Genomic DNA, 23,655 nt, shown 5'->3' on the forward strand with positions numbered 1-23,655 from the left:
AAGTTGCCTTGGGATATACTCCCCCAAATAAGCCAGCGCAGCATTGCCCCCCTCACGGGCCATAACATCCGTAATATTGCCATGTTCCTGATGGGATATTGAATAAACCTTGTCCGCTATTTGCAGCGCAATGGCAAAAATATTGAACCCGGCTGGCAGGGGTGGCAGCTGGTAATGTGCTTCGTGACATTTCCGGATTCGACAACCCAGCACATCGTCATGCTGGTAGTCAGCATGCAGCAGGGAGCCGGGCGTGTACTGCCCAAGAATCAGGTCCCGAACGTATTTGTGCTGTCGGTAGTAGCTCACATACCTGACCTGGAGTTGTCGCATGATATCTGTCCAGTGATGAATTGCACTCTCATCAAGGGGCTGATCCAGAATCGCTTCAAAATCGGTAAAAATGTCTTCCAGTAATGCTTCCAGTATTGCGTCTACCTTGGGGAAAAAGTGATAGACAGAAGATGGAGGCATCCCGGCTTTTTCCGCTACCTGGTACAGTGAAAGTTCATTAATGGCGTTCTCTTCCAACAGTTCCCGGGCAACCATGAGAATGGTACTTCTCCGCTCAAGACTTCTGGCCTGAGTCTTGCGGGATACTTTGCGCTGTTTGCTTACGACGTCTGTCATAGGAGTTCATGCATGAGGAGGGGAGTCTGGTATCGAAGTATTGTCATCCTCTTGCACCAAAGTCGCAAGAATATGCATCTCTTGAATTTGGGAACTTACTTCTGACCCGTCTGTCAAAAGCCCGTCTCTTTTTAATCATGCTAACAACTGGGGTGTTCACCTTTAATCAGGAGTTTTCATGGCTAATCCCTTTCCATCACTACCACCCGCCCTGCCCCCTGTTGTCGGCAGCTCTCCCGAAACACTGCTTTCGGCAGATCAGGGTGCCTCCTGCCCTCCGTCGGCTACAGCGTCAACCTTCGATTCCCGGAGTACCGCTATTGCCTTGTCTGAGCGCTATCAACTGCAGATACTGGGGTATTCTGAGCGGGATATTTCAGGCGCAGAAAAAGAGCTGCATGACCGGGCAATTACACCGCGGATGGATCAGATTCTTAAGGTGCTTGCCGACAAACGTGTGGATATCACCACCACATTTGCTCCCGTTACTCAGGCGATCACCGACACTCCCGGCATCAAGGCTAAAGTCTCTATGGCCAGAGAGGTCATGGAGTTCGCCAAGTCAATACATAAAGGTGTGGTGAGCGAAATTCACAAGCATTACTCATCGGCGTGGCCAGACAAACAAACAGTGGCCGAATTAGTCAGCCAGTGGCCAGAGTCCCTGCAGGAGTCGGCAACCTATATCCGCTATTACTGGCCGGTTTTGACGGTTGGCGTGAATACCAGAGAGTTGTTGTGTAACTTCAATTCTGCTGACAGCAATGTCGCTTTCTCGTATGGAGATTGTTGCCCGGGTGTTACCTGGCGCATTCGCGATGATATTCCTTTTCGTATTGAAGTTGCCGATCTAAAAGATATTGAGAAATATTCCCAAGAGAAACTTCAAAAGCTCTACGGCGAGTATTCCCGGCAAATCCAGGACCTGGTTAAAAACTATCCTGCCGATGCCAAGTCAATCAAGAGAGGCATGTATCTGAATTTTTCGGTCTTCTTCCGCCTGGTCAGTGATATCTGGCTTGACGCATTATCTTCTGGTAATACCGGAACCATGGACAGGGTCAGTCATTTGATGGTGTCGTCTACCTATTGGCTACACAGCTCATCTGATCTTTACCTGGAGCGCTACCGTGACTCACTGGATGTCCGATTAATGTATGCTCACTCGCTGAACTATGAAGATTTGTCAGCCCTGGCATTTCATCTGGTGACGCATCCCAGGAAATGGCAGGAAAACTATAAACACATTTTCCGGCAGTTGCTCAGCCATGTTTTTTCAAGTCAGGAAAGCAGGCTGATGAATCACTTTGACGATTGGGGAGCAGATCCCGTTTCGCAACTGAAAGTCAGTCGTTGGGCAGAGTCAGAGTTGATTCCGGATACCGCCAGGACCCTGCACTTTCTGAAAGATATTGCTCAATATATTGATGAGCACAAGGCCAGGTGTTTACGAGGCATGGCTTTTTCTTCGCAGAGTATCGAGTACGGAGAATACTTCGAAAAAGGTACCGGGCAGCTGTTGTCGCCCATCACTGCAACGGATCTGAGTAATTCATTTCCTCTGGAGGAAACACGGGGGGTGCTCACTGATTTTTTCAGAGGCAAAGCCTCCTAGTACATGGTTTCAATGAGTTTGACGTGTACGATCTCCGTTCACCCTGAGCGGAGTCGAAGGGTGCTAGGCACGATCTATCAGAGTCCGGAGTTTCCGCCTTTAGGCCCTATGGGTCCTTCGACAAGCTCAGGACGAACGGAGTGCGGAGGCACGACAACCCGTCAAACTCATTGAAACCATGTACTAGGATTCATGAGAGTTTAACAAGAGTTATACATGATTCATGTATGCATTCCTTCGGGGAGCAATGGGAATGAGTCCAAAAGCCCATTATTCATTTGATCAAGTAGGCAACTGTTGTTTTTACGCTTATCAGGAGTTTTCATGGCTAATCCTTTCTCATCACTACCATCCGACTCTTACCCTGTTGTCGGAGGTGCGCTCGATCCTGTACTGCTTTCGGCAGATCAGGAGGCTTCCTGCCTGCCATCGGCAACCTTTGATTCCAGAAGCACAGCTATTGACTTACCGGAGCCCGAGGACCTGCAGATGCGGGAGTTTTCCGAGCTGGATATTTCAGACACAGAACGGGATATTTCAGACGCAGAAAAGGGGCTGCATGAACGGGCAATCACACATCTGAAGGACCATATTCTCAAGGTGATCTCCGACACTCCCAGCTTCAAGGCGAAAGCCTCCATGGCCAGAGAAGTCGTGACGCTCGCCCAGTCAATACATGAATGTGTGAAAAGTGAAATAAACCTGCATCTCTACTCGGTCTGGCCAGACCTGCAAGCAGTGTCCCGGATTGTCAGCCAGTGGCCAGAGTCCCTGAAGGAGTCGGCTGCCTATGTCCGCTATGGCTGGCCGGTTTTGACGGTTGGCATGTATTCCAGACAGTTCTTGTGTGACTTCAAGTCTGCTACTGATGTCTGTCGTTTATATCGTTCTGATTACCCCCGTGCCCATCCGCGCATTCACCCTGATTTTCCCAGTATTTTTGAACATTTTGATCCAAAGAACTGTGAGGATCTTTCTCAAGAGGAATTTCAACACTATTTCGGTGAGTTTCCCCGGGAGATTCAGAACCTGATCAAAAATCCGCCTCCCGATTTTTTGCTACTCAAGCCAGGCGTATATCTGGATTATCCGGTCTTCTTCCGTCTGGCCAGGGATATATGGCTTGACGCATTACCGACTGGTAATACCGGAATCATGGACAGGGTCAGTCACTTGATGGTGTCGTTTGCCAGGCGGCAACACAGCCTCTTCGCGTATCGCCTGGATCCCTACTGGGAATCCCTGGACGACCGGCTAAGGAACATTCATTCACTGAACTATGATGATCTGTCAGTTATAGCGTTTGAGCTGGCAACCCATCCCCGGAAATGGCAGAAAAACTATCAAGTTATTTTCCGTCAGTTACTCAGCCATGGTTTTTCAAGTGAGGAAAGCCAACTGATGAACCGCTTTGACCAGTGGGGGGCGGATACCGATTCGCAACTGAAATTCAGTCACTGGGCAGAGTCAGCGTTGATTCCGCGCACCGTCATGACCCTGCACTTTCTGAGAGATATTGTGCAGTATATCGATGAGCATAAGAGTCAACATGTCAGCAACAAACCTCGTTTATCGATGGATATCGAAAGAGGAGATTACTTCGATAAAGATACCGGGCAGCTGCTGTCACCCATCATTGCAGCGGATTTGAGGAATACATCTCCCTTGGTGGAAACACGAGAGGTGCTCGCTGATTTTTTCCGTGGTAAAGCATCACAGGGTGGATCAGAAAAGCGCTAATACCCGTGAAGTTTTTGCTGAAGCTTTTCCGGTAAATACAAAGCAAGATGCCCGTGCAGCTCTCCAGCCTTCCATGGCCATTGCCGGGGTGATATTGCCAAATTCCTGGTGAGACATGGCGTACACTTTGTCGGCTTGCTGTGGTAATCATATCCCGGGCAACACTCAGTATTTTCCGGCGTCGCTCCAGGCTTCTGGCCTGCAAGCGCCTGCCCTTTGGTGTGCCAGCCTTATCACTGGCCACCTTCTCAACTGGCAAGACATCCACTTAACTTCTCCTCACTTATCTGACGTTTACTGCGCATCCATTCACCGACGCCTATCACTAGCAAAAGGCCGAGTATTGTAGATGAGGTGTGCAACAGATCATAGGGAAAATAAAAAAGAGGAAGGCAATCAACCACCAGGTCAGGGATTGAACCCCGATCGACGCTGCTGCTGCCAGACCGTCAATCGTCAGAACGGCACTGAGAGTGAACAGGGTAATATCTTTGCGAGTCAGGCGTCGGTGAATATTCATGGATCACCATGCTGGTTATGTTTTTATTGAATCATTTTTTTATTGAACACAGTGGGCCAGATCCGTCTGGCCCGATAACTGGCTTACACCGCAGGCACCTGCTGGGTAATACAGTGAATGTTACCGCCGCCAAGCAGTATCTCTCTGGCATCGACACCCACCACTTCATAGCCGGGATAGATATCTTCCAGTAATGCTTTTGCCTCTTCGTCGTATGCAGGATCCAGCAGTGGCAGAATGATCCGCCTATTGGTAATCAGGAAGTTAGCGTAGGAACCGGCCAGACGCTCACCGGCGCTGCGCTCCATGCCTTCACAGATATCAATACCACCCGCCTCATCTTCCTGAATGTAGAGTGGGCCGGGGATATGCATCTTATGAATCTTCAGCTGACGACCACGGGCGTCTGTTGCTTCGGACAGTACCCGGAAGGCTTCCTGAGAGATCTCATACTGGGGATCGTTCTCATCGCTGCACCAGGAAAGAATCACTTCACTCGGACGCACCACATGAATCAGGTTATCCACATGTCCGTTGGTTTCGTCGTTATATAGACCCCGTGGAATCCAGATCACTTTCTCGATGTTCAGGTAGTCACCCAGAATCCCTTCAATCTCAGCCTTACTCAGATGAGGATTACGGTTTTCATGGAGCAGACACTCTTCGGTGGTAAACAGGGTGCCTTCACCATCGACATGAATGGAACCACCTTCAAGAATTAATGGTGCACGGTAATGGTCATCACGGTTGATCTCACAGATTTTCCGGGCCACCTGGTCATCCCGATCCCATGGGAAATACAGCCCGTCAACCAGGCCACCCCAGGCGTTGAATTCCCAGTCCACCCCACGACGTTCACCTTGATCATTCACCACATAACTTGGGCCAATATCACGCATCCATGAATCGTTGGTGGCCATTTCCACCACACGAATATGCTCTGGCAGCATTCTACGAGCGTTGTCGTACTGTGCGGCAGACACTGCCATGGTCACAGGTGTCACTTCGGCAATGGCTTTGGCAACATTGGCGAACACCTGCTGTGCTGGCTTACCACCGTAACGCCAGTTATCTGTCCGCTCTGGCCATGCCATCCACATTTCTGCATGGGGCTCGTGCTCACCAGGCATGCGAAAACCATCGTGTTTTGGAGTACTTTCCCGGGACTTGCTCATTTGTCTTTTCCTTACGGCTTTATTGTTACAACAATTGGGTCATTAAACATTGGATTGCTCAGGCGGTGGCCACTTGCATGCGTTTGGCTGCTGTGGCCAGTATCCATTCACCAATACCAATCGTGATGGCGATACCCAGGGCGACAGGCAGTGAGTAATTCCAGTCAACATTGCCATTGCCGATGTCCGGGAAGACAAAGAGAACAACGGCCTGAACAATAAACAGGAAGCAGATGGTGCTGAGTACGGCCTGAACGGCTATGCTTCCGGGCACCTTGTAAGGGCGTTCTCTGTCAGGGTCGCTGACACGCAGTTTGAAGAACGCCGGGAACATAAACAGATAAGGCAGCAGGAAGATGCAGGACGAGAAGGCAAAGATTGACCAGAACAGCTCGTCACTTTCACCGGAAGTCAGGCCATAGAGCAGGATAACCACGGTAGATACCATGCCGGTAATCATGTTCGCACCCACCGGGGTTTTGTGCACCGGATGCTCTTTAGCGACAAATTCCGGCAGTTCACCCGCCTGCGCAGCTTCCATGGCGGCACGGCTGGCACCCATCGTCCAGGTGGTCATATTGGCAATGAACGTCAGCAGCGCCAGAGAACCAATACCGTATACCATGAACTGGCCAAAAGCACCGTCACCAAACAGCGTTCTCAAAGTGGAGACAATACCGGCAACCAGACCAATCTCTTCTACTGGTAATGCCAGCAAAATGCCAAGGGTTCCGAAGACATAAAGTCCGGTGACAATGGCGGCGGAAATCAGAATGGATTTGGGAATATCCCGGCGTGGGTTTTTGATTTCCGAGCCCATGCAGGCAATCAGCTCAAAGCCCATCAGATTAAAGATAATGACCGGCAGGAAACCAAGGCCTGAATCAAAAGAGGGCATCATTGTGCTCAGGGTAAATTCATTGGCAACGCCGTTCTGGCTGGCATACCAGAAGCCGCCGACACCCAGAACCACAATAACAGTAACCTTGAACAGTGCCCCTAGGAGGCTGACCGAGAATAGCGCCCGTAGCGAGGATGGCAGAAAATTGAGGATAAAAAGTCGGAAATTTTTAGTGAATATTGGTTCTATTTGCTAAAAATTTCCGACTTTTTAGACCAATTTGCTGCCACCGCAGTAGGGCAGTCTATTCTCGGTCAGCCTCCTAGGTTGGTTACCCAGACACCGGCATCCACAGAGATATTACAGATCCAGATAGTCAGCCAGGTCAGGCCAATACAGATCAGGATTTGCCACCAGACGATCGATGATGGACCGATTGACGCACTGGCCGTCAGCCCGTCAACCACCAGTACAGCGCAGACACTGAACAGGGTCAGGCTGGGCAGCCCCATTTTCCCCGTTGCTTCATTGGACATTATTGTTTCCCCTCTATGGCAGCTGTTGGCCGCTTATTATTCAATCCGGCAGTCAGTTACCGGGATCAGCCAGCTTTCTGAATGCGGGATCAGTCAAACATCGATTTATTTTCAGCTTTATAAACATGATAAATATCGGGATTTTATAGTGTGCTCAACGACAAGAACACAGACGACAATAGTGCTCCTAAGCTTCAGTTTCCAAGACCTGCTGATGGAGACACCATCAGTTCCAGGAAAAGACGGATGCACTGCTCTGGGTAAACCGGGCGTGCATTACATAAAGACCAGGAGTATTACCATGAAACTGCCATCTTCCAGCGCTACCAACCTGCACAAGCCAGAACTGAAGCACTTCCTGAAAACTCAGGATTACACCCGTAAAGACCTGGAAGGCATTCTGGAATTGATGAGCCTGCTTAAAGAAGCCCGTAAGGCCAATGCCGTTCCGCAACTGTTCAAAGGTAAGTCGGTTGCCATGATTTTTGAGCAGCCATCCACCCGTACCCGTGTTTCCTTTGAAACTGCGGCCACCATCCTTGGCGGACATGGGTTGTTCCTGTCTCCAAAAGATATCCACCTGGGAGCAAAAGAGAGTCTGGCAGACACTGGTCGTGTACTTTCCCGTATGTGTGACGTCATCCTGGCCCGTGTGAATGACCATAAAACGGTTGCCGGCCTGGCTGAACACGCCACTGTTCCTGTTATCAATGGTCTCTGTGACTGGCTGCACCCAACCCAGATGATGGCCGACCTGTTCACCATGATGGAACACCTGCCTGAAGGCAAGAAAATGGACGATCTGACCGTTGCCTTCGTTGGTGATGCCACTAACGTCTGCTCCGACCTGATGTTCTGCTGCACCAAATTTGGCATGCACTTCAAACACATTGGCCCTAAAAAGTATCAGGCTCCTCAGCTGTGGCAGGATATTGCCAAAGAAAACTGCGAAACCTACGGTGGTCGCCTCACCGTGACTGACGACACCAACGAAGTAGAAGACTGTGACATTATTGTTGCTGACAGCTTCTACTGGTTCGGCCAGGAAGCTGAAAAAGAAGAGCGTCTGGCTACCTTCATTCCCAACTATGTAGTGACTGAAGAGATGATGGCCAAGGCCGGTGAAAATGCCATGTTCATGCACTGCCTGCCTGCCAATGACCAGCGCGAGTGCACCAGGGAAGTCATGGATGGACCACGTTCCGTGATCTTTGACGAAGCAGAAAACCGACTGACCGCCCAGATGGCCCTGCTGGTTTACCTGACTCATAAGCATATTGAAGTGCCAACTGAAGAAACACTGGCTTTCCATCAGGATCGTATCGAAACCTTCCTCAGCCGATTCTAATCAACCGTTTTGGTGGCCCGGCTCCGGGCTGCCATTTTTTCTCATTCAACCTCAATAAATCATAACGAGGGCTTTTATGGATAAGCCTATTCTGATGGTGCTTACTGGCGTCGTGTCGTTCCTTCACCGGCTCCGGTCAAAGTCATGGAAACGGATGCCATCAAGTGCCTTCTGGATCGCAACCATATTGTTATCTGTGGTGGCGGCGGTGGTGCCCCAGTGGTAAAAAATGGCCCGGACATTGAAGGTTTTGAGGCCGTTATCGACAAGGATGCCACAGCGCCCATGCTGGCTCAGGAAATCGGGGCTGCCGAGCTACTTATTCTGACCGACGGCGCTCATGTGTGTGTCGACTGGGGCAAGCCAAGTGAACGACCATTGACTGATGTTACTGTCGCCGAAATGAGAGGCTATGCCTTCGCTGCCGGATCCATGGGACCGAAAGTGGATGCCTGCTGTGCCTTTGCCGAGAAGACCGGAGGTGTTGGTAATATCGGTGATTTATACCATGCACTGGATGTGATGAACCGGACGACAGGCACCCGTATTCACCGTTAACTGCACAAAGCCCCAAAACTCAATTCGAAAAGGTACTGGACAGTTATACGTTTAAGTCTGTTCAGTCTTCATTTTTTGCAGGGGTGGGAACTTCCTCGAGCCTTTCAATTTCCGACCAGTCCAGAGGGGTTCGGTTGAACGGGTTCTCACCATTGATCAGATAACTCCTGACAAGGCTGTCGTAATCAACATGGGCATTACCCAGCCCAACCATTTTATCGGTTTTTCCACCAAATAAAGAGCAGTCATCAATACTGTCTACATATCTTGGATTCAGTTGGTCAAAGGGCGGCACTGCCAGCGGGCGCTGAAATTTCTGCCAGGGTTCCCATTGGGCGAGAAAGGCCTCAAGCGCTGCGTCCGTACAGGTTTCTTCAATGTTGGCGCGAGCTTTTGCAATGTCCTCATCGTTAACACAAGCACAATCACGGAATAACATATTTTGAGTTGATCCGGGAATCTTGAAGAACTTGCCTAACTCAATCCGGAACGCCAGCTCAACCTCAATCTCATCCACCCAGGTTTGTGTTTGCATATGTGATCTGGCGATTGCCTTGACCTTATCCAGAATCATCATTTGCCGAGCCAACGCCTTCAATTCAGTGGGGTCATGCTTTTCAACCGCCAGGGTTTCCGCAGAAGTCCGTAACTGCAATGTTTCCAGGTCATCCAGGGCCAGGATTACCCGGTCATCACAGGAAGTGGCCGCATCTGCAATACGATACAGGGCGTCATCCCGAACCCGCTCATTACCAGCCAGTAATGACATGACCGCCATCACCCGTTGGGCCAGAACAGGACGAGTAGCCATGTTCTGGTAATCTGCGGTGGCTGTCAGTCGCTGCAGAAATTCAATAAAGTGATCAGTCTGGGCAGGTCTGAGGACAAGCTCCGGTGTTGCAGCATCGGTTGCAGACAACTCTCCCCAAAAAGCCAGGCCTTGTTCCATACTTGAAAACTTCTGCTCAGGCTGCCTTGCCCTTCTGGAAATAGAAAAATGCATACCTTCGTGGCGCGCTCTGCGCAGGCGGTCAATGATCTCATCTGACAACCCGGTATTCTCCATTAGGACAAGACGGATCATACCCGATGAAGTTCGTCCCATCGCGGTAATGTAGTTAGGCAGGGCTGACAGGCTGGTGCAACGGTTAAGTATAATTTGCCCCCCCACGTTGAGTTTCTGCTCGGGCAGTCGCCTCAGGCCTTCACAATACGCAAGATTAATGTTTTCCCCCACGTGGAGGTCATCGGGTAGCCTCCTCAGGCCACGGCAACCGTTGAGATAAAGGTTTCTCCCCACGTAGAGGTGCTCTGACAGCTCCAACAGCGCCTCACAACGGAAAAGAGAAAGGTCGCGCCCAACGGAGAGTTTCTCGGGCAGGGTCTCCAGCTCGATGAGACCGTTAAGAATAAGACTCCCATCCACGGTGAGATTTCCGGACAGAGCCCTCAGACCTTCACATAATGAAAGGTTTAAGTCGCCCGTCACAGTGAGGTGCCTGGGCAGGGCCGCCGGGCAAAAGTCAAGGCTAAAGTCACCCTCGAGCCGGTAATGAACACCATTAGAAAAATTCTGTTGTTGAATCAGCAGCCTCAATTCAGTTGGGGTAACCGTTATTACCTCAATGGCAACACGCTCTTCCAATGATGCAGTTTCTGAAAAGTAAGAAGCTATTCCACACTGCGGGATGTAGCGTTGACTCTCTGCATTGCCATGATCAACATGTGATGATGTGGCTGCTGCAGGAGTAGCACCTGAGGCGGCTGCATTTGTATACATCATTGATCCGACGACGATGATTTATTAAAAATCAATCATAGTCGATAAATTGTGCGGGTGAGTTTTTATTGCCTCCTCTGTATGCTATGCGGCAGTTGGGATCCAGGATTCATCGGGCATTGCTGATCACCGGGAGATACAAGAAATCCATAAAAAACAATAGCAGGCACCTATTCGATTTCTTGCCAATGGCACCCAAACCTTTTCATTTAAGCTAACCCGCCCATTCCATTAGCATATTTCTCTAGGAGGCTGACCGAGAATAGACTGCCCTACTGCGGTGGCAGCAAATTGGTCTAAAAAGTCGGAAATTTTTAGCAAATAGAACCACTATTCACTAAAAATTTCCGACTTTTTGTCCTCAATTTTCTGCCATCCTCGCTACGGGCGCTATTCTCGGTCAGCCTCCTAGCGCAAATCAGCACTATGCAGTAAAAATCGCAGTGACAATCTGAGGCGGTAGATAATGGAACCAATAAAAATAACATCGTTACAAGATTTAGAGCAGCTGGAAAAAGATTTTCCCTATGAAAGCCTGAGTCAGTTTGAAAGCACTTACGAAGCTATTATGACCAGCGCCCATTTGCGCCCCGGCAAAACCGCCTTATCCTTTTTTTTAAAGGGCAGTGAATACGCTTCAGCCCATACCATCACCTATGGATCATTGATTGCTCATATCAATCAGACCGCCAACTTTTTCCATTCCATTGGCCTGGGCCCGGATGATGTTGTGGCATTTATCATGCCCAATCTGCCGGAAACCCATTACATCATCTGGGGTGGTGAGGCTTGCTGTCAGGTATTGGCCATCAACCCATTATTAGAATCAGAACAAATTAAAGATCTGATCAATTCTGTCAATACGAAAGCTGTAGTTACCATGAATCCAATGAAAAACATTGATTTATGGCCCAAGCTGGAACCCATTATTCCGCAGTTGACCAGTGTCGAACATGTGATCGGTGTAGATATCGCACACTATGTACAGGGATTGACGGGGCCGATCGCCAGAATGATTCAGAGAAGGATGCGTAAATCCATTACCATGCCTGCCGGTAAAACCTATTACAACTTTACGCAAAGCATCAAAAAACAAAATGCCGATCAATTAATGTTTGATCGACAGTTCACCAAAGACACCATTTCATCCCTGTTTTGTACCGGCGGAACAACCGGTTTGCCAAAGATTGCACGTCGCACACACGCTAATGAACTGTTTAATGCCCGCTCATTGCAAATGATGAGTCAAAGCACTCTGACATCGGATAAATCCATACTGGGGGGCTTACCCCTGTTCCACGTCAATGGTGCCCTGGTCACCGGACTGGTACCGCTGATGATCGGGGCATCTATCGTTATCTGCACGCCACAGGGCTACCGTGGCGAAGATGTTTTTCCGAATTTCTGGGATATCATTGCACACTTTAAAGTATCGGCATTCAGTGGTGTGCCCACGGTATACTCGACCCTGATGAACTACCCAACGAAGGGTAAAGACTTATCGTCATTAGACGCAGCCATCTGTGGCGCTGCACCGTTACCCGTAGAAGTGGCCCGTTCATTTCAGGAGGCTACCGGGGTTGAAATTCTGGAAGGCTATGGATTAACAGAGGCCACATGCGCATCCAGTTTGAATTTATTGCACGGCAAGAAAAAGATCGGCTCTATCGGTATACGCATCCCCTATCAACAAATGGTTTGTGCTGAACTGAAAGACAATAAAATAGTACGTATTTGCGATACCGATGAAATTGGCGCACTGATCATGAGAGGGCCTAATTTATCGTTAGGTTATCAATTGGAACATCAGAATGAGGGCCTGTGGGTCACTGACGACAATGGTGACACATGGCTTAATTCCGGTGACCTGGCACGACAGGATTCCGACGGTTACTTCTGGCTGACCGGTCGTAAAAAAGAGCTGATTGTTCGGGGTGGCCATAATATTGAACCAAAACTGATTGAAGAAACCATGTGCAAACACCCCGACGTCACCCTGGCAGCAGCTGTTGGTCGGCCAGATGCCCATGCAGGTGAAGTACCGGTTTGCTATGTGCAAATCGCAGATAACAGTCAGGTTTCAGATAAAGAGCTATTAGACTTTGCCAATAGAGAAATCCAGGAAAAAGCCGCTATTCCAAAGGCTGTCCACAGGGTCAAAGAGCTGCCGCTAACCGCCATTGGCAAGGTATTTAAGCCTCAACTTGAAATGCAGGAAATTGAAAAATGCGTCATTGCCCTGGCCATGAAAGAGCTACCAACCGTGCCTGTCACAGTGGATGTCAAACAAGACCCTAAATATGGCATCCTGGCCAATGTGAATCTTGGGGAATGTGATGCAACGTCCCGGGCAGAGTTTGAAAAGACGCTGGGTGTCTATACGTTTAAGTCTGCCCTTTCGTAATGGTGTTGCATTAGACTCTTGCACACCATTTCAATGAGTTTGATGTGTACAATCTCCGTCCATTTCAATGAGTTTGATGTGTAAAATCTCCGTTCACCCTGAGCGGAGTCGAAGGGTGATTGGCACAGTCTTTATTCAGGGCATGGTGCTTACGCCCTTCGTCCGTGCATCCTGAGCCGAGCCGAAGGGCGCTCAGGACGAACGGAGCCAGGGAGTCATTGATAGAAGGAAGCCATCAATTACACATGCAACCATGTACCAGCCATCTATTCAGGTGGTTACTGTTCTGTGTTTGACCAACAAAGGCACAAAGAACACAAAAGAAAGTCTCTTCTTCATGCTATGCCTTTTGTTAGCAACCCCTACTTAAAGTATTAATTATCCGTTAACTGTGGATTTTTATATGCTTGAAGCCATAAAAAAATACCCTGGTTTTCGACTGGTTCGATAACAAAATGGCAGGTAGCGACTATGAGTTCTATGCAAATCCCCGGGCAAATTCATGAATATCAGCACTTGAGTCATTTGTTAACCCGGCAAAAGGCTGCCTTTTTAAACCAGCCCATGCCCAGTGCCAGGACGCGAATAGAAAAGTTAAATGCGTTAAAAACATTAATTATTAACCATACCGATGAAATCGTGGCAGCCATTAACGAGGACTTTAGCAATCGTGCAGAGTCCGAAACCATACTGACAGAAATATTTCCATTGCTGGATGCCATTGAGTACAGCAAATCCCGCATCAAAAAATGGATGAAAACCGAGCGTCGAAAAACACCTCTTAATCTGGCACCTGCCAGCGTTCATGTGATGTATCAGCCTATGGGGGTTATAGGCATTGTTGTACCCTGGAATTTCCCGGTGTTTTTAGGTTTATCGCCCTTGGTATCGGCATTGGCGGCAGGTAACCGGGCCATGATCAAAATGTCGGAATTTGCACCCGGAACAGCGGATTTAGTGCAGACGTTGATTGGCCGCTATTTCTCAGAAGACGATGTCACTGTAGTCACCGGTGAACTGGATGTAAGCACGGAGTTCACTAAATTACCCTTTGACCATCTGGTATTTACCGGTGCTACATCCGTGGGCAAGATCGTTATGAAAGCCGCCTCGGAACACTTGACACCGGTGACCCTGGAACTGGGGGGCAAGTCACCGGCCATTATTCATGAGTCATTCCCTATAGAAGAGGCTGCTGATCGATTAGCCTTTGGTAAAGGTATGAATGCTGGGCAGATTTGCGTGTCCCCGGACTATATCTTCTGCCCGGAAAACAAACTGGATGCTTTCGTCAATGCCTTTATCAAATCCATGAGCCAGGCCTACCCGACCCTGCGTGATAACAAAGACTACACGGCCATTATCAACGATCGTCAGCTGATCCGGCTAAAGAGCTATCTGGACGATGCGAAAGAAAAAGGCGCGACCATTGTTGAAATCAACCCTGCCAATGAAAGTTTCGAAGGCACTCGTAAAATGCCTATGACCCTGGTGCTGAATACCAACGACACCATGCTTATTGAACAGGAAGAGATTTTTGGTCCGCTGATTCCGGTGAAAACTTATCACCGAATTGAAGAAGCGCTTAAGTATGTTCATGATCGTGATCGGCCGCTTGCACTCTACTATTTCGATTACGATAAAAAGCGTGCCGAAACCATATTAAGTCAAACCCATTCTGGCGGTGTATGCGTCAATGATACTCTGAGCCATGTGGCGGTAGACGATGCACCATTCGGTGGGATCGGCCCCTCCGGCATGGGCCATTACCACGGTAAAGAGGGCTTCCTGAACTTCAGTAAAGCGAAAACCATTGTGCGCAAAGGCCGGATTAATGTGACCAAAATGGTGGCTCCACCCTGGAACAACGCCATGTACAACATGCTGGTCAAATCACTCTGGTTTAAGTTTAAGGTGTTAAAGCGATAATCAATCATTAAAAAATTGAGAAATATGATGTCGACAATAACAATAAACGACATGCACTATGACTACGTCATTGTTGGTAGCGGCTTTGGCGGTTCGGTCAGTGCCTTACGCCTTAGTCAAAAGGGCTACAAGGTCCTGGTTATAGAAAAAGGAAAATGGTTTAAGGACCATGACTACGCGAAAGGTTCCTGGAATCTTACCAAATGGCTTTGGGTTCCTACCATTGGCTTCCGTGGCATCATGAAGTTAACCATTCTCAAGCATGTGACGGTGTATTCTGGTGTTGGTGTAGGCGGCGGTTCATTAGTTTATGGTGCTACGCTTCCTACCCCAAAGGATAAATTCTTTAGCACTGGCACCTGGGCGAAGTTAGAAGACTGGCAACAGGTACTTAAACCCCATTACGATGAAGCCCTGCGTATGCTTGGGGCCGCTCCCAATCCCAATCTGACCGACGCTGATCAGGTCATTCAGGATCTTGCCAAAGATATTGGTAAAGAGAAAGATTTCCACAATGCCAGGGTCGGTGTCTTTTTTTCAGACCGGCAGGATAAAAGTGACTTTGTTCCAGACCCTTACTTCGACGGTGAAGGGCCTGATCGCAAGCCCTGTATTGAGTGCGCATCCTGCATGACCGGTTGCAGACACAATGCCAAAAACACATTAGATAAAAACTATTTGTACCTGGCGCAAAAATCAGGGGCGGATATCATCTCCGAACAGGAAGTAGTGGACGTACGCCCTTTGAATAAAACCAATGGCAAGTCAGGCTACGAGATTACCTTTACATCTTCACGCATGTTATCCAGCAGAAAAAAGCAACGTGTCACGGCCAATGGTGTGGTTTTCTCCGGTGGCGTGCTGGGCACGGTTAAGCTGTTACTGAATCTTAAGCATAAAAAGTCCCTGACCAATTTATCCGAGGTGTTGGGTGACCATATTCGCACCAACAATGAGACCGTTACGGCGGTGACTTCGTTTAAAAAAGACGTCGATTTCGCCCGGGGTGTCACCATTGGTTCTATCCTGCATACGGATGACAACAGCCATTTGGAGCCCATCAGTCAAAACAGGCGAGCTGGCTTTATGAAGCTGCTGAATGTTCCAAGAGTAACGGGCAAGAATTTCCTGAACAGATGCTTTTCACTGGCAAAAACCATGGCCGTTGAGCCCATCAAAAACCTGCGAGTACTGCTGACTCCTGATTGGGGAAAAAAGACCATCTATTTGCTGTTTATGCAACAGTTGAATAGCACGTTATCCTTTCAACGGGGAACCGGCGGCATCATCAGCAGTACCACAGGAATAGGGGCAGCACCCTCTTGTACCATCGAAGAGTCCCAGGCTCTCACCAGCAAGGTAGAAAAAATTACAGAAGGCAAAGCCTCATCTTCATCACCGGAAGCACTACTGGGAACACCAACCACGGCACATATTCTCGGGGGCTGTGTGATGGGCGAGAATCGATATACCGGCGTTATCAATAATAAAGGCCAGGTCTTCGGCTACGAGAATATGTATGTCTGTGATGGTTCTGCCATTTCTGCCAACCCGGGGGTGAATCCGTCACTGAGCATTACTGCTGTATCGGAATGGACCATGAGTCATATTCCCCATAAGAGTAATTAGTGTGTATTCGGTATGGCATATATATTGACTATCAAGGTTGGCAAGCGGCCCTATGCCACTTGACGTTCCTCTGCATCAAAACTGGCACAGTTATACTCGTAAACACATTTTCTGAACAGTTGGACATCAGCTGTTGATAAAAGTTCAGTGATGGAATATCCAGGTTAAACAACTGACCACTGTATATTTCACAGGAACACATATAATATGCCTGAAACGAGCAATACTCATGTTCAGGGCGCTAATGACGTGATCGACATATCTGATATTCACATGATCAAAGTGGTTACTGAAGTAGGCAGTATCAACAAAGCCGCCGAAATATTAAGTGTTTCACAGCCGACCCTGAGCAAAAAAATCAGCCGCCTTGAAAAGAAAGTCGGTGTCGAACTGTTTAATCGGGATAGCGTGGGCATGGTGCCCACAGAAGCTGCCAAATTCCTGATTAAAGAAGGCAATGGTCTCAGAGCTCAGTTGCAAGTGATTGAACGTCAGCTGGAGCTTATGTCGGATATGGTGGGCGGTACGGTAAGAGTAGGGGTTGGCCCCATTATCGAACAGCAGCTGTTAGCCAAAGTATTGCTTGATTTTGCTGAGAGAGATTATCAGTTTAAAATTTCTGTCGTCACGATGTCGGCTGATGTATTGCTGGATCAGCTGAAAAAAAGCAAGATTGATCTGGCGGTTGGCCCCTTTGTTCATTCTGATGTTCCGGATGATATTGTCGCCCCGCTGAAAACCTCTGAAAAACTGGTGGTGGCCGTGCGACAAGGTCATGACGCAGTTGGCAGGCAGGTCGAAGATTTACAGGCAATATCGAACTACAAAATCATTACGCCTAACATACCCGCCAGCCTGGGCGGACAGGTTATGGTGTATCTGGAAAATGCCGAATTAGAGCCGGACATCATTTGCGAAAGTTACACCATGGCAAAATACATTGTCATGAATTCCGATTATGTGACGGCCGGACCAGAGTCTTTATTCCTGAATGAATTTGCATCCGGAGAGCTGGTGAAACTGGAATTTCCCTATGATGTCTATTGGCAGAGTCAATGCCTGGTAAAACCGGAAACCTTATTAATGCCTATTGTAAAAGAGGTCGTGGATCTGTTTGCCCAGTATATGGAGGCGCAGTAATCAGCAAAAAGAGAAGCCCCGTGGATATGATTCAACGAGAGCTTCCCGGCCTGAATAACAGGCTAAAGACAGTCGTCGATTATGCTCGAACACGCTTTACCTGTTGGCCCCGTTGCCAAAAGTTGTACAGCACTTTAAACGCTGAAAACGCACCACGAACCCTGGTCTTAGGGGGCAAACCTTCACTCATCCGGCGAATTTGATCGGTGTACCAGCTGATTTCCATGATAGCCATATCATCGATCTTTTTAATACCGGTGGAAATGGGTTCTACACTGGAGCGGTAATTCGTACCAGTCAGTAGATGGTTGGCCAGATTGGGATCAACGACAAAGGGTCGCGCCAGACCAACCACATCCACTGAGCCGGAATTAATCGCCTCTTCCATCGCTTGCTGACTTCTGAATCCACCGGTGACCATAATGGGTGCCGATACATTTTTCTTAAGCTGTTCAGAAAATTCCAGAAAATACGCCTCACGCTTCTTTGTACTTTCTTTTTGCTCCCCCCGTCGGTTGACCGGATTTTCCCAGCTGCCACCAGAAACCTCAATCAGGTCGATGCCCATTTTATCCAGATGCCGACATACCTCGATGGACTCTTCCTGGCTGAAACCGCCTTTTTGGAAGTCCGAAGAGTTCAATTTAATGCCGATAGCAAAGCCCTCACCCACCTTCTCCCGGATGGATGCGTAAATTTCTTTGACAAATCTCATGCGATTTTCAAGGGAACCGCCCCATTGATCATTGCGCTTATTATGGTTTGGTGACAGGAATTGGCTGATCAGATAACCGTGGGCACCATGAAGTTGAACGCCATCAAACCCTGCTTCTTTTAAGATTAAAGCTGTCGTAGTGAATCGACGAATAATGTCGCTAATCTCACTCTCGGTGAGTTCCCGGGGTGGGATAAACATATCGCTCGCTAAAGGAATGGCAGAGGGTGCCAGGGGTTGGTCATTGAGGAATTTAGGCGATTGCTTGCCCGGATGGTTGAGCTGAGCCCAAATTTGACCACCTTTGGATTTAGCGCCTGCAACCCATAATTCCAACAGTTGAAAATCATCATAGTCTTCAACAGCCACGGCCAGCGGTTCATTGGCATGGCGTTTATCAACCATTATATTACCGGTGATCAGCAGTCCGGAGCCACCTTCTGCCCAGGTTCTGTATAACACTTCAAACTGTCTGACAACACCGCCTTTGCCTGTGGCGATGGCTTCATTCATGGCTGATTTGCAAATACGGTTTTTGAGTACTGAACCAGAACGTAACTTAAGTTCTTCTGATAAAGGTGATGTGGTTGTCATATACGTTCTTCTGACCTCATGGATTAATAATCCTGCTTATTATTTCGTAAGGCTTCATCCTGCGGTAATGAACTTATTTTGCCTGTGTACCAAATAAAAGGCATTGGATAAACAATTAAAAACAGCGAGTATTGATGGGCTTGATTAAAGACCTTCGACGTCGATTTCGTAATCCTTTATGGCTTTTCTGATGGTGTCGGGTATTCTGACGGATATGCCTTTTTTATAGTTGCACCAGATACTCGGTACACTCGCGGTAAAGACCGGTTGTTCTTCACCCTTTCGATAAATAGCAGCCTCAAGAATAGCGCTACTGTTTCCGACTTTACTGAATCGTGTACCTGTTTCCAGTTGTGTGGGGTAGTGGAGCTGCTTGTTAAATTCGCAGTTTAATCCTCTCATCACCCATCCCTGCTCCGAATCAGGCTTCATTTCAATCTTCAGTATGTTAAAAAAGTAGTCCAGGCGTGCGGATTCAATGAGTCGCATATAAGCGGCATTATTCAAGTGCCCCAGCGGATCACAATCTCCCCAGCGGACAGTATCTTGATAGAAGTGATTGAATAACGTTCGTTGCATGGGACGGACTCTCTGGATGGATTTTCCCCAACAGGCTGAATAATTTAGAGTAATTTGGCCTATTGTAATTGCCCTGAAATATACCTAACGATCTGGGTCCCGGATAATGAACTTATTTTGTCTGTGTTCCAAAAAAAAGGCATATATCAGCCCGAATCTTTATCCATCGAAAAAAGAAACAGGTAAAGCCGTTCCAACGTGGAATTATTCTGTCGTCCACGTTAGAGGACGAGTATTTTTCAAGCATGAAAGCAACTGGATCTTGCAACTTCTCAACAAGATTTCTGACTTTCATGAACTAAACCAAAACCTTCCCTGGTCAGTTTCAGATGCACCAGCAGAGTTCACTAAGAAACTGGTAAATGCTGTTGTGGGCTTGGAATTCGTTATTGATGATATAGTCGGCAACTTCAAGTTGAGTCAAAACAAAACAGCATCAGATTATTCAGGTGTAGTAAATGGCTTGGCAAGTTCAAAGAACAGTTCAGACATTTCTGTGGCCAGGCAAATGCAACAGTCAACATGTAGCTAACGAGTCAGTCAAGCAGATGGCACCAAGCGTGCCGTCTGCTTAGCTTGGCAATGCTCGATAAAATATCAATGGACCAGATCATTTCACCCATGAGTGATTACTACATTTTCGTTGCAAGATGACAAACTCCTTGCCCCATCCCAACAATCATTTCCTATGCACCAGATTCTCAGGGGGTCAAAAAACAATTCACTGTCTATCAAAGTATTTACTTTCTAAGATGGTTTCATAAGAAAAGCACGAAAGGTGAAGATATGAAGTCCATCCGCGTGATGTGTACTATCCAGGAGGGCTCTCTTGGGTATACCAAAATCAAGCAACTGGAATCCTCCATAAAAGATATATACCAAAAGCACTTTGGTCCTGACTATAAGCTGGTGTTTATGTGGTTAACCTTGCCCCATGGTCAGGCCTATCTGGCTGGCAAGTTGTCTTCCGCATCCAGTGTACAACTGCCTGTGCAAGATGGCCTGCCAGCGTCCAGGCGGCACCCTTTTATGTCGGAAGTGTGTGCTAAATGGCAGGAGATTACCGGCTGCACACAGGATCAGATTATTTTGGCATCCAGTGATTTTACCGAATCGGAAAAGTTTCAGCGGGGTTTGGTCAATCGATTCAAACCGTCCAAACGTAAATCGACCATGTTGAAAATGCTGATGCGCTTTATGATGGGGCGTTTTAAGAAAGGCTATTACAACACCAGTGTTACGTTATAAAAATAAATCAAGGATAGCGCTATGCCACTGTACACTGTTACCACACGAAAAAGCTTACCGAACTCCAGGCGTGTTGAATTAGCTAACTTGATCATGAACGTTCATTGCGGCCTCACAGGTGCTCCGGAAACTTTTGTAAACGTGATGTTTTGGGAAAATGCCACGTTAAACGACGGCGTTGCCATGCATGTTTATGGTGGTATACGAAAAGGTCGAACCGCTGAGATGCGAGAAACATTACAAAAGGAAATGTCCAGACGCATCTGCCAATTGATGATACTCACAGACAAAGAGCTGGAAACAGACATGTTTGAGATGCCTGCCCAATGGATCATGGAAGGTGGAGAGATCTTACCCGAACCCGGGGAAGAGCACTTGTGTGAGTGGCTGCAAAACGGGCACGGGACTGAACATAATCAGAAAGCGTTCATTTGATCATAGCTCTTGAATGATTTCAGATAACGCGATATCACCTCTGGATCAAAAGTCCGAAAAACACGGGTTATTAATGCGCCATTTTCAAGGGATTGAGCGATAGGCTCAGGTAATGGGTTGTCAGCACAGACTGACAGACGCTCAGGAAAGTAAGCCAGTGCAGCTTGATCATCCAGATATTGCAGAACCTGATAGAGATGCCCGGTTTCCAGGCCCTTCTCGGGTTGAACCAGTATTCTGGACAACTCACAAGCTGCCACGCTGAGACTTTCTACTGATACGGTACCGTTTCGAGAAGTCTTGCTGCCAATAACATCCAGCTCTTCTGGTGACAATCCCATGGCTATGCCAATCGCATGCCAGTTATGGCTTAATGGCAAACACCTCAAAAAATCCATAGTCAGCGGTTCTGAACCGGCCATCTCTGTGGATATGTCATCCTCCTGCCAACAGAGCGATGTGACCGCTGGCGGCTGTATGTCCTTTAAACGATGAAACTCAGAATAAAGCTTACTGTTTTTTATGAAAAGATCCGATAATTCCTTTTCAAGACCGCAGGATTTCGCAGCGACCATCGAAGCATAGGCAATGTGCCCTGCGGTGAGTTGTGGCAGGCAATGTTCTGCTTCACGGAGTAATCGTGAAATATTGCTGTAGCAGGGCTCTTTTTTACCAACTCTACTGAGAATTTTCTGGTTTATGTGCACTGGTAAATCAAGAGCCTGGCTGAAGGATTCAGCATCTATTCCTATGGTTGCAAGATCATAGCCCAGACGAGCTATCCGGAAGTCCCATTCGCGTTTATTGCTGGTACCATGAGGCTCAGAATGCCCTTGCAGGGATTGAATCAAGCGATGCGCGGAACTTATGGCCAGAAGTTCAGGAACGGTGATTATTTTTACCAGCTCTCTGGTACTGATACTCCCCCCTTTAATATCCAGAATTTTCTTGAACAGAAGGTTGGTTGAAAAGCCCATTGAGTGTACGGACTCTTGTTGTAAACCCTGCGCCGCCATTAACTCCGGGTATCCAGCTGCAAACGCCAGGGCTGCGGTTGGAACATAGTAAAGATAGGGATCTTTACGGAAGATCTGGCACAACTTGAAAAAGTCCAGTTCATGATTCAGGGCAGCATCAGTATCTGGAGCCTGCACGCTGTACGGCCATTCTGTAAGCCTCCCATTCTGATCCTTGGCAATAGCAGACTTTTCATGAAAGAACTGATACAGATCAAGGGCAATACCGAACTTTTCGCAGTGCAGTTCAGCCAGGTCGAGCCTGGAAATACCCGCCAGCATCGTCAGCAGTGTTTCATGGGTGACCGTCATTTTTTCCTGAATTAACCTGCCCCCCTGTTGCCGGGAATACCAGGATAGATAATCAAATTTTTCATTTCTTTGGCCTTGACGCTCACGCTCCTTGATTTTTTCCTCGATATCCTTTGTGGGTAACCCCAGATAAATGGCAACCAGGAGCAGCTTGTCAGGTGCTAGCTCCTCATTAATTTGCGGCAGTAATTGTGACCAGGACACCGGATCATCCAGGTGTGTCTCTGCCATAGGCGTACATTCAGAATCAAGCGTTACATTCCTTGCCGATATGGCGACATCGGTAACAGGCGGTGCCAGCGCCGGTGCCAAGGGATCAGCCCTGGCAGGAGAGACAGACTTTCCGTCAAAAGTAGATTTAGAACAAATACCGACTGAATGCGCTGTTGGTTGAAGGCCTTGAGTGCCAATGTCGGAGTTATCAGGTTGGGTAATTATCTGATTTTCCTTTGAAACAATCATCATCCACTCTCATAAATAATAGTTTTTAAAATTTATTGGCAAAGCCTCTGACATCGAATTTTCAACATCTGATGCAATCAGCCGAAACGAGACCGGTGGCGGCATTAAAAATAATTAACCTGGAAATCTATGTTCACGGTTTTAAGACAATAAAATTAACAAGACGTTCATTGTTACTGCAGAAAAGCCAAAAAAGGTCTAATGCACCAATAAACTTCCAGTGAGAAAAATGTGAAAAGTGATCAGTCCCCGGGGAATTGCTGCCGGAGTAATAAATGCGCTAATACCTGGCAGCCCCCCGGAGGCTGAGCGAAAATAGTCTGCATGGGAAGGACCTTCAGGATGTGGAAGAACCGGTTTCTTAACGGAATTATGAGAGTTTAACAGGGGATGACGGTGGGGAGTCGGTTCTTATACCCAATAAGTGCATACGAACCGACCTTATAACT

Annotated in this window: 19 protein-coding genes and 1 pseudogene; 11 read left to right on the forward strand and 9 right to left on the reverse strand. The window is 47.9% G+C overall.

The genetic code is table 11. The features are described 5' to 3' along the window. A partial coding sequence (locus ACO6V1_RS14770; RefSeq protein ID WP_422467408.1) for a TetR/AcrR family transcriptional regulator occupies nucleotides 1–630 on the reverse strand: 630 nt, incomplete at its 3' end. 178 nt (nucleotides 631–808) lie between these two features. Here ACO6V1_RS14770 and ACO6V1_RS14775 point away from each other — a divergent pair. Continuing rightward, on the forward strand, nucleotides 809–2,245 hold the full coding sequence (locus ACO6V1_RS14775) for a hypothetical protein (RefSeq protein WP_422460989.1): 1,437 nt from the start codon (nucleotides 809–811) through the stop codon (nucleotides 2,243–2,245). Between the two features lie 324 nt (nucleotides 2,246–2,569). Continuing rightward, the gene (locus tag ACO6V1_RS14780; protein WP_422467410.1) at nucleotides 2,570–3,985 is read left to right on the forward strand and encodes a hypothetical protein; all 1,416 of its coding nucleotides are present in this window, start codon (nucleotides 2,570–2,572) and stop codon (nucleotides 3,983–3,985) included. A gap of 325 nt (nucleotides 3,986–4,310) precedes the next feature. On the opposite strand, the gene ACO6V1_RS14785 is transcribed toward ACO6V1_RS14780, so the two are convergent. The 4 genes from ACO6V1_RS14785 to ACO6V1_RS14800 all read right to left on the reverse strand — a co-directional run bounded on the left by ACO6V1_RS14785 (nucleotide 4,311) and on the right by ACO6V1_RS14800 (nucleotide 7,057). Beyond that, nucleotides 4,311–4,505 carry a hypothetical protein gene (locus ACO6V1_RS14785; protein ID WP_422449638.1) on the reverse strand — a complete coding sequence of 65 codons (195 nt, stop codon included), beginning with the start codon at nucleotides 4,503–4,505 and terminating at the stop codon, nucleotides 4,311–4,313. Between the two features lie 83 nt (nucleotides 4,506–4,588). Further along, nucleotides 4,589–5,680, reverse strand: coding sequence for an agmatine deiminase (gene aguA / locus ACO6V1_RS14790; protein WP_422467412.1), 1,092 nt, complete (start codon nucleotides 5,678–5,680; stop codon nucleotides 4,589–4,591). A 58-nt stretch (nucleotides 5,681–5,738) separates the two neighbouring features. After that, the gene (locus tag ACO6V1_RS14795; protein ID WP_422449636.1) at nucleotides 5,739–6,653 is read right to left on the reverse strand and encodes an APC family permease; all 915 of its coding nucleotides are present in this window, start codon (nucleotides 6,651–6,653) and stop codon (nucleotides 5,739–5,741) included. Between the two features lie 182 nt (nucleotides 6,654–6,835). Beyond that, the gene (locus tag ACO6V1_RS14800) at nucleotides 6,836–7,057 is read right to left on the reverse strand and encodes a hypothetical protein (RefSeq protein ID WP_422449635.1); all 222 of its coding nucleotides are present in this window, start codon (nucleotides 7,055–7,057) and stop codon (nucleotides 6,836–6,838) included. A 301-nt stretch (nucleotides 7,058–7,358) separates the two neighbouring features. Between ACO6V1_RS14800 and ptcA the strand changes: the two genes are divergently transcribed. Both ptcA and ACO6V1_RS14810 read left to right on the forward strand, forming a co-directional pair. Next, nucleotides 7,359–8,405: a putrescine carbamoyltransferase gene (ptcA, locus tag ACO6V1_RS14805; RefSeq protein WP_422460983.1), complete on the forward strand. Its 1,047-nt coding sequence runs from the start codon at nucleotides 7,359–7,361 to the stop codon at nucleotides 8,403–8,405. 132 nt (nucleotides 8,406–8,537) lie between these two features. Then, nucleotides 8,538–8,963 (forward strand): annotated as a pseudogene (locus ACO6V1_RS14810) (carbamate kinase); the annotation flags it as partial. Between the two features lie 61 nt (nucleotides 8,964–9,024). On the opposite strand, the gene ACO6V1_RS14815 reads toward ACO6V1_RS14810, so the two are convergent. Then, complete coding sequence (locus tag ACO6V1_RS14815; RefSeq protein ID WP_422467414.1) at nucleotides 9,025–10,608, reverse strand: NEL-type E3 ubiquitin ligase domain-containing protein; 1,584 nt, start codon at nucleotides 10,606–10,608, stop codon at nucleotides 9,025–9,027. Between the two features lie 601 nt (nucleotides 10,609–11,209). Between ACO6V1_RS14815 and ACO6V1_RS14820 the strand changes: the two genes are divergently transcribed. The 4 genes from ACO6V1_RS14820 to ACO6V1_RS14835 all read left to right on the forward strand — a co-directional run bounded on the left by ACO6V1_RS14820 (nucleotide 11,210) and on the right by ACO6V1_RS14835 (nucleotide 17,845). Next, complete coding sequence (locus ACO6V1_RS14820) at nucleotides 11,210–13,147, forward strand: acyl-CoA synthetase (RefSeq protein ID WP_422460979.1); 1,938 nt, start codon at nucleotides 11,210–11,212, stop codon at nucleotides 13,145–13,147. 471 nt (nucleotides 13,148–13,618) lie between these two features. After that, nucleotides 13,619–15,076: a coniferyl aldehyde dehydrogenase gene (locus ACO6V1_RS14825; protein ID WP_422449631.1), complete on the forward strand. Its 1,458-nt coding sequence runs from the start codon at nucleotides 13,619–13,621 to the stop codon at nucleotides 15,074–15,076. Nucleotides 15,077–15,100: 24 nt separating this feature from the next. Further along, a complete protein-coding gene (locus ACO6V1_RS14830; RefSeq protein ID WP_422467416.1) occupies nucleotides 15,101–16,705 on the forward strand; it encodes a GMC oxidoreductase in 1,605 nt (534 codons plus the stop codon). 207 nt (nucleotides 16,706–16,912) lie between these two features. Further along, the gene (locus ACO6V1_RS14835) at nucleotides 16,913–17,845 is read left to right on the forward strand and encodes a LysR family transcriptional regulator (RefSeq protein ID WP_422467418.1); all 933 of its coding nucleotides are present in this window, start codon (nucleotides 16,913–16,915) and stop codon (nucleotides 17,843–17,845) included. Between the two features lie 79 nt (nucleotides 17,846–17,924). Here ACO6V1_RS14835 and ACO6V1_RS14840 read toward each other — a convergent pair whose 3' ends face one another. Then, nucleotides 17,925–19,154 carry an NADH:flavin oxidoreductase/NADH oxidase family protein gene (locus ACO6V1_RS14840; protein ID WP_422467420.1) on the reverse strand — a complete coding sequence of 410 codons (1,230 nt, stop codon included), beginning with the start codon at nucleotides 19,152–19,154 and terminating at the stop codon, nucleotides 17,925–17,927. 144 nt (nucleotides 19,155–19,298) lie between these two features. Continuing rightward, nucleotides 19,299–19,733, reverse strand: coding sequence for an acyl-CoA thioesterase (locus ACO6V1_RS14845; RefSeq protein ID WP_422467422.1), 435 nt, complete (start codon nucleotides 19,731–19,733; stop codon nucleotides 19,299–19,301). Between the two features lie 106 nt (nucleotides 19,734–19,839). Between ACO6V1_RS14845 and ACO6V1_RS14850 the strand changes: the two genes are divergently transcribed. The 3 genes from ACO6V1_RS14850 (at nucleotide 19,840) to ACO6V1_RS14860 (ending at nucleotide 21,416) form a co-directional block, all read left to right on the forward strand. After that, entirely contained in the window at nucleotides 19,840–20,265 is a 426-nt protein-coding gene (locus ACO6V1_RS14850) for an FMN-binding negative transcriptional regulator (protein ID WP_422463540.1), read from the forward strand. Nucleotides 20,266–20,519: 254 nt separating this feature from the next. After that, entirely contained in the window at nucleotides 20,520–20,981 is a 462-nt protein-coding gene (locus ACO6V1_RS14855) for a hypothetical protein (protein WP_422467424.1), read from the forward strand. 21 nt (nucleotides 20,982–21,002) lie between these two features. Then, a complete protein-coding gene (locus ACO6V1_RS14860; protein ID WP_269671735.1) occupies nucleotides 21,003–21,416 on the forward strand; it encodes a hypothetical protein in 414 nt (137 codons plus the stop codon). Here the strand turns inward: ACO6V1_RS14860 and ACO6V1_RS14865 are convergent. After that, complete coding sequence (locus tag ACO6V1_RS14865; protein ID WP_422467426.1) at nucleotides 21,398–23,056, reverse strand: hypothetical protein; 1,659 nt, start codon at nucleotides 23,054–23,056, stop codon at nucleotides 21,398–21,400. The genes ACO6V1_RS14860 and ACO6V1_RS14865 overlap by 19 nt on opposite strands. Nucleotides 23,057–23,655: the final 599 nt, after the last annotated feature.

This window comes from Endozoicomonas sp. ALC013 (assembly GCF_049310205.1).
Classification (GTDB): Bacteria; Pseudomonadota; Gammaproteobacteria; order Pseudomonadales; family Endozoicomonadaceae; genus Endozoicomonas.

Coding starts and splice junctions, on each gene's coding strand:
- ACO6V1_RS14775 (WP_422460989.1), top strand. CDS start 809: ATGGCTAATCCCTTTCCATCACTACCACCCGCCCTGCCCCCTGTTGTC.
- ACO6V1_RS14780 (WP_422467410.1), top strand. CDS start 2,570: ATGGCTAATCCTTTCTCATCACTACCATCCGACTCTTACCCTGTTGTC.
- ACO6V1_RS14785 (WP_422449638.1), bottom strand. CDS start 4,505: ATGAATATTCACCGACGCCTGACTCGCAAAGATATTACCCTGTTCACT.
- aguA (WP_422467412.1), bottom strand. CDS start 5,680: ATGAGCAAGTCCCGGGAAAGTACTCCAAAACACGATGGTTTTCGCATG.
- ACO6V1_RS14800 (WP_422449635.1), bottom strand. CDS start 7,057: ATGTCCAATGAAGCAACGGGGAAAATGGGGCTGCCCAGCCTGACCCTG.
- ptcA (WP_422460983.1), top strand. CDS start 7,359: ATGAAACTGCCATCTTCCAGCGCTACCAACCTGCACAAGCCAGAACTG.
- ACO6V1_RS14820 (WP_422460979.1), top strand. CDS start 11,210: ATGGAACCAATAAAAATAACATCGTTACAAGATTTAGAGCAGCTGGAA.
- ACO6V1_RS14825 (WP_422449631.1), top strand. CDS start 13,619: ATGAGTTCTATGCAAATCCCCGGGCAAATTCATGAATATCAGCACTTG.
- ACO6V1_RS14830 (WP_422467416.1), top strand. CDS start 15,101: ATGATGTCGACAATAACAATAAACGACATGCACTATGACTACGTCATT.
- ACO6V1_RS14835 (WP_422467418.1), top strand. CDS start 16,913: ATGCCTGAAACGAGCAATACTCATGTTCAGGGCGCTAATGACGTGATC.
- ACO6V1_RS14840 (WP_422467420.1), bottom strand. CDS start 19,154: ATGACAACCACATCACCTTTATCAGAAGAACTTAAGTTACGTTCTGGT.
- ACO6V1_RS14845 (WP_422467422.1), bottom strand. CDS start 19,733: ATGCAACGAACGTTATTCAATCACTTCTATCAAGATACTGTCCGCTGG.
- ACO6V1_RS14850 (WP_422463540.1), top strand. CDS start 19,840: ATGAACTTATTTTGTCTGTGTTCCAAAAAAAAGGCATATATCAGCCCG.
- ACO6V1_RS14855 (WP_422467424.1), top strand. CDS start 20,520: ATGAAGTCCATCCGCGTGATGTGTACTATCCAGGAGGGCTCTCTTGGG.
- ACO6V1_RS14860 (WP_269671735.1), top strand. CDS start 21,003: ATGCCACTGTACACTGTTACCACACGAAAAAGCTTACCGAACTCCAGG.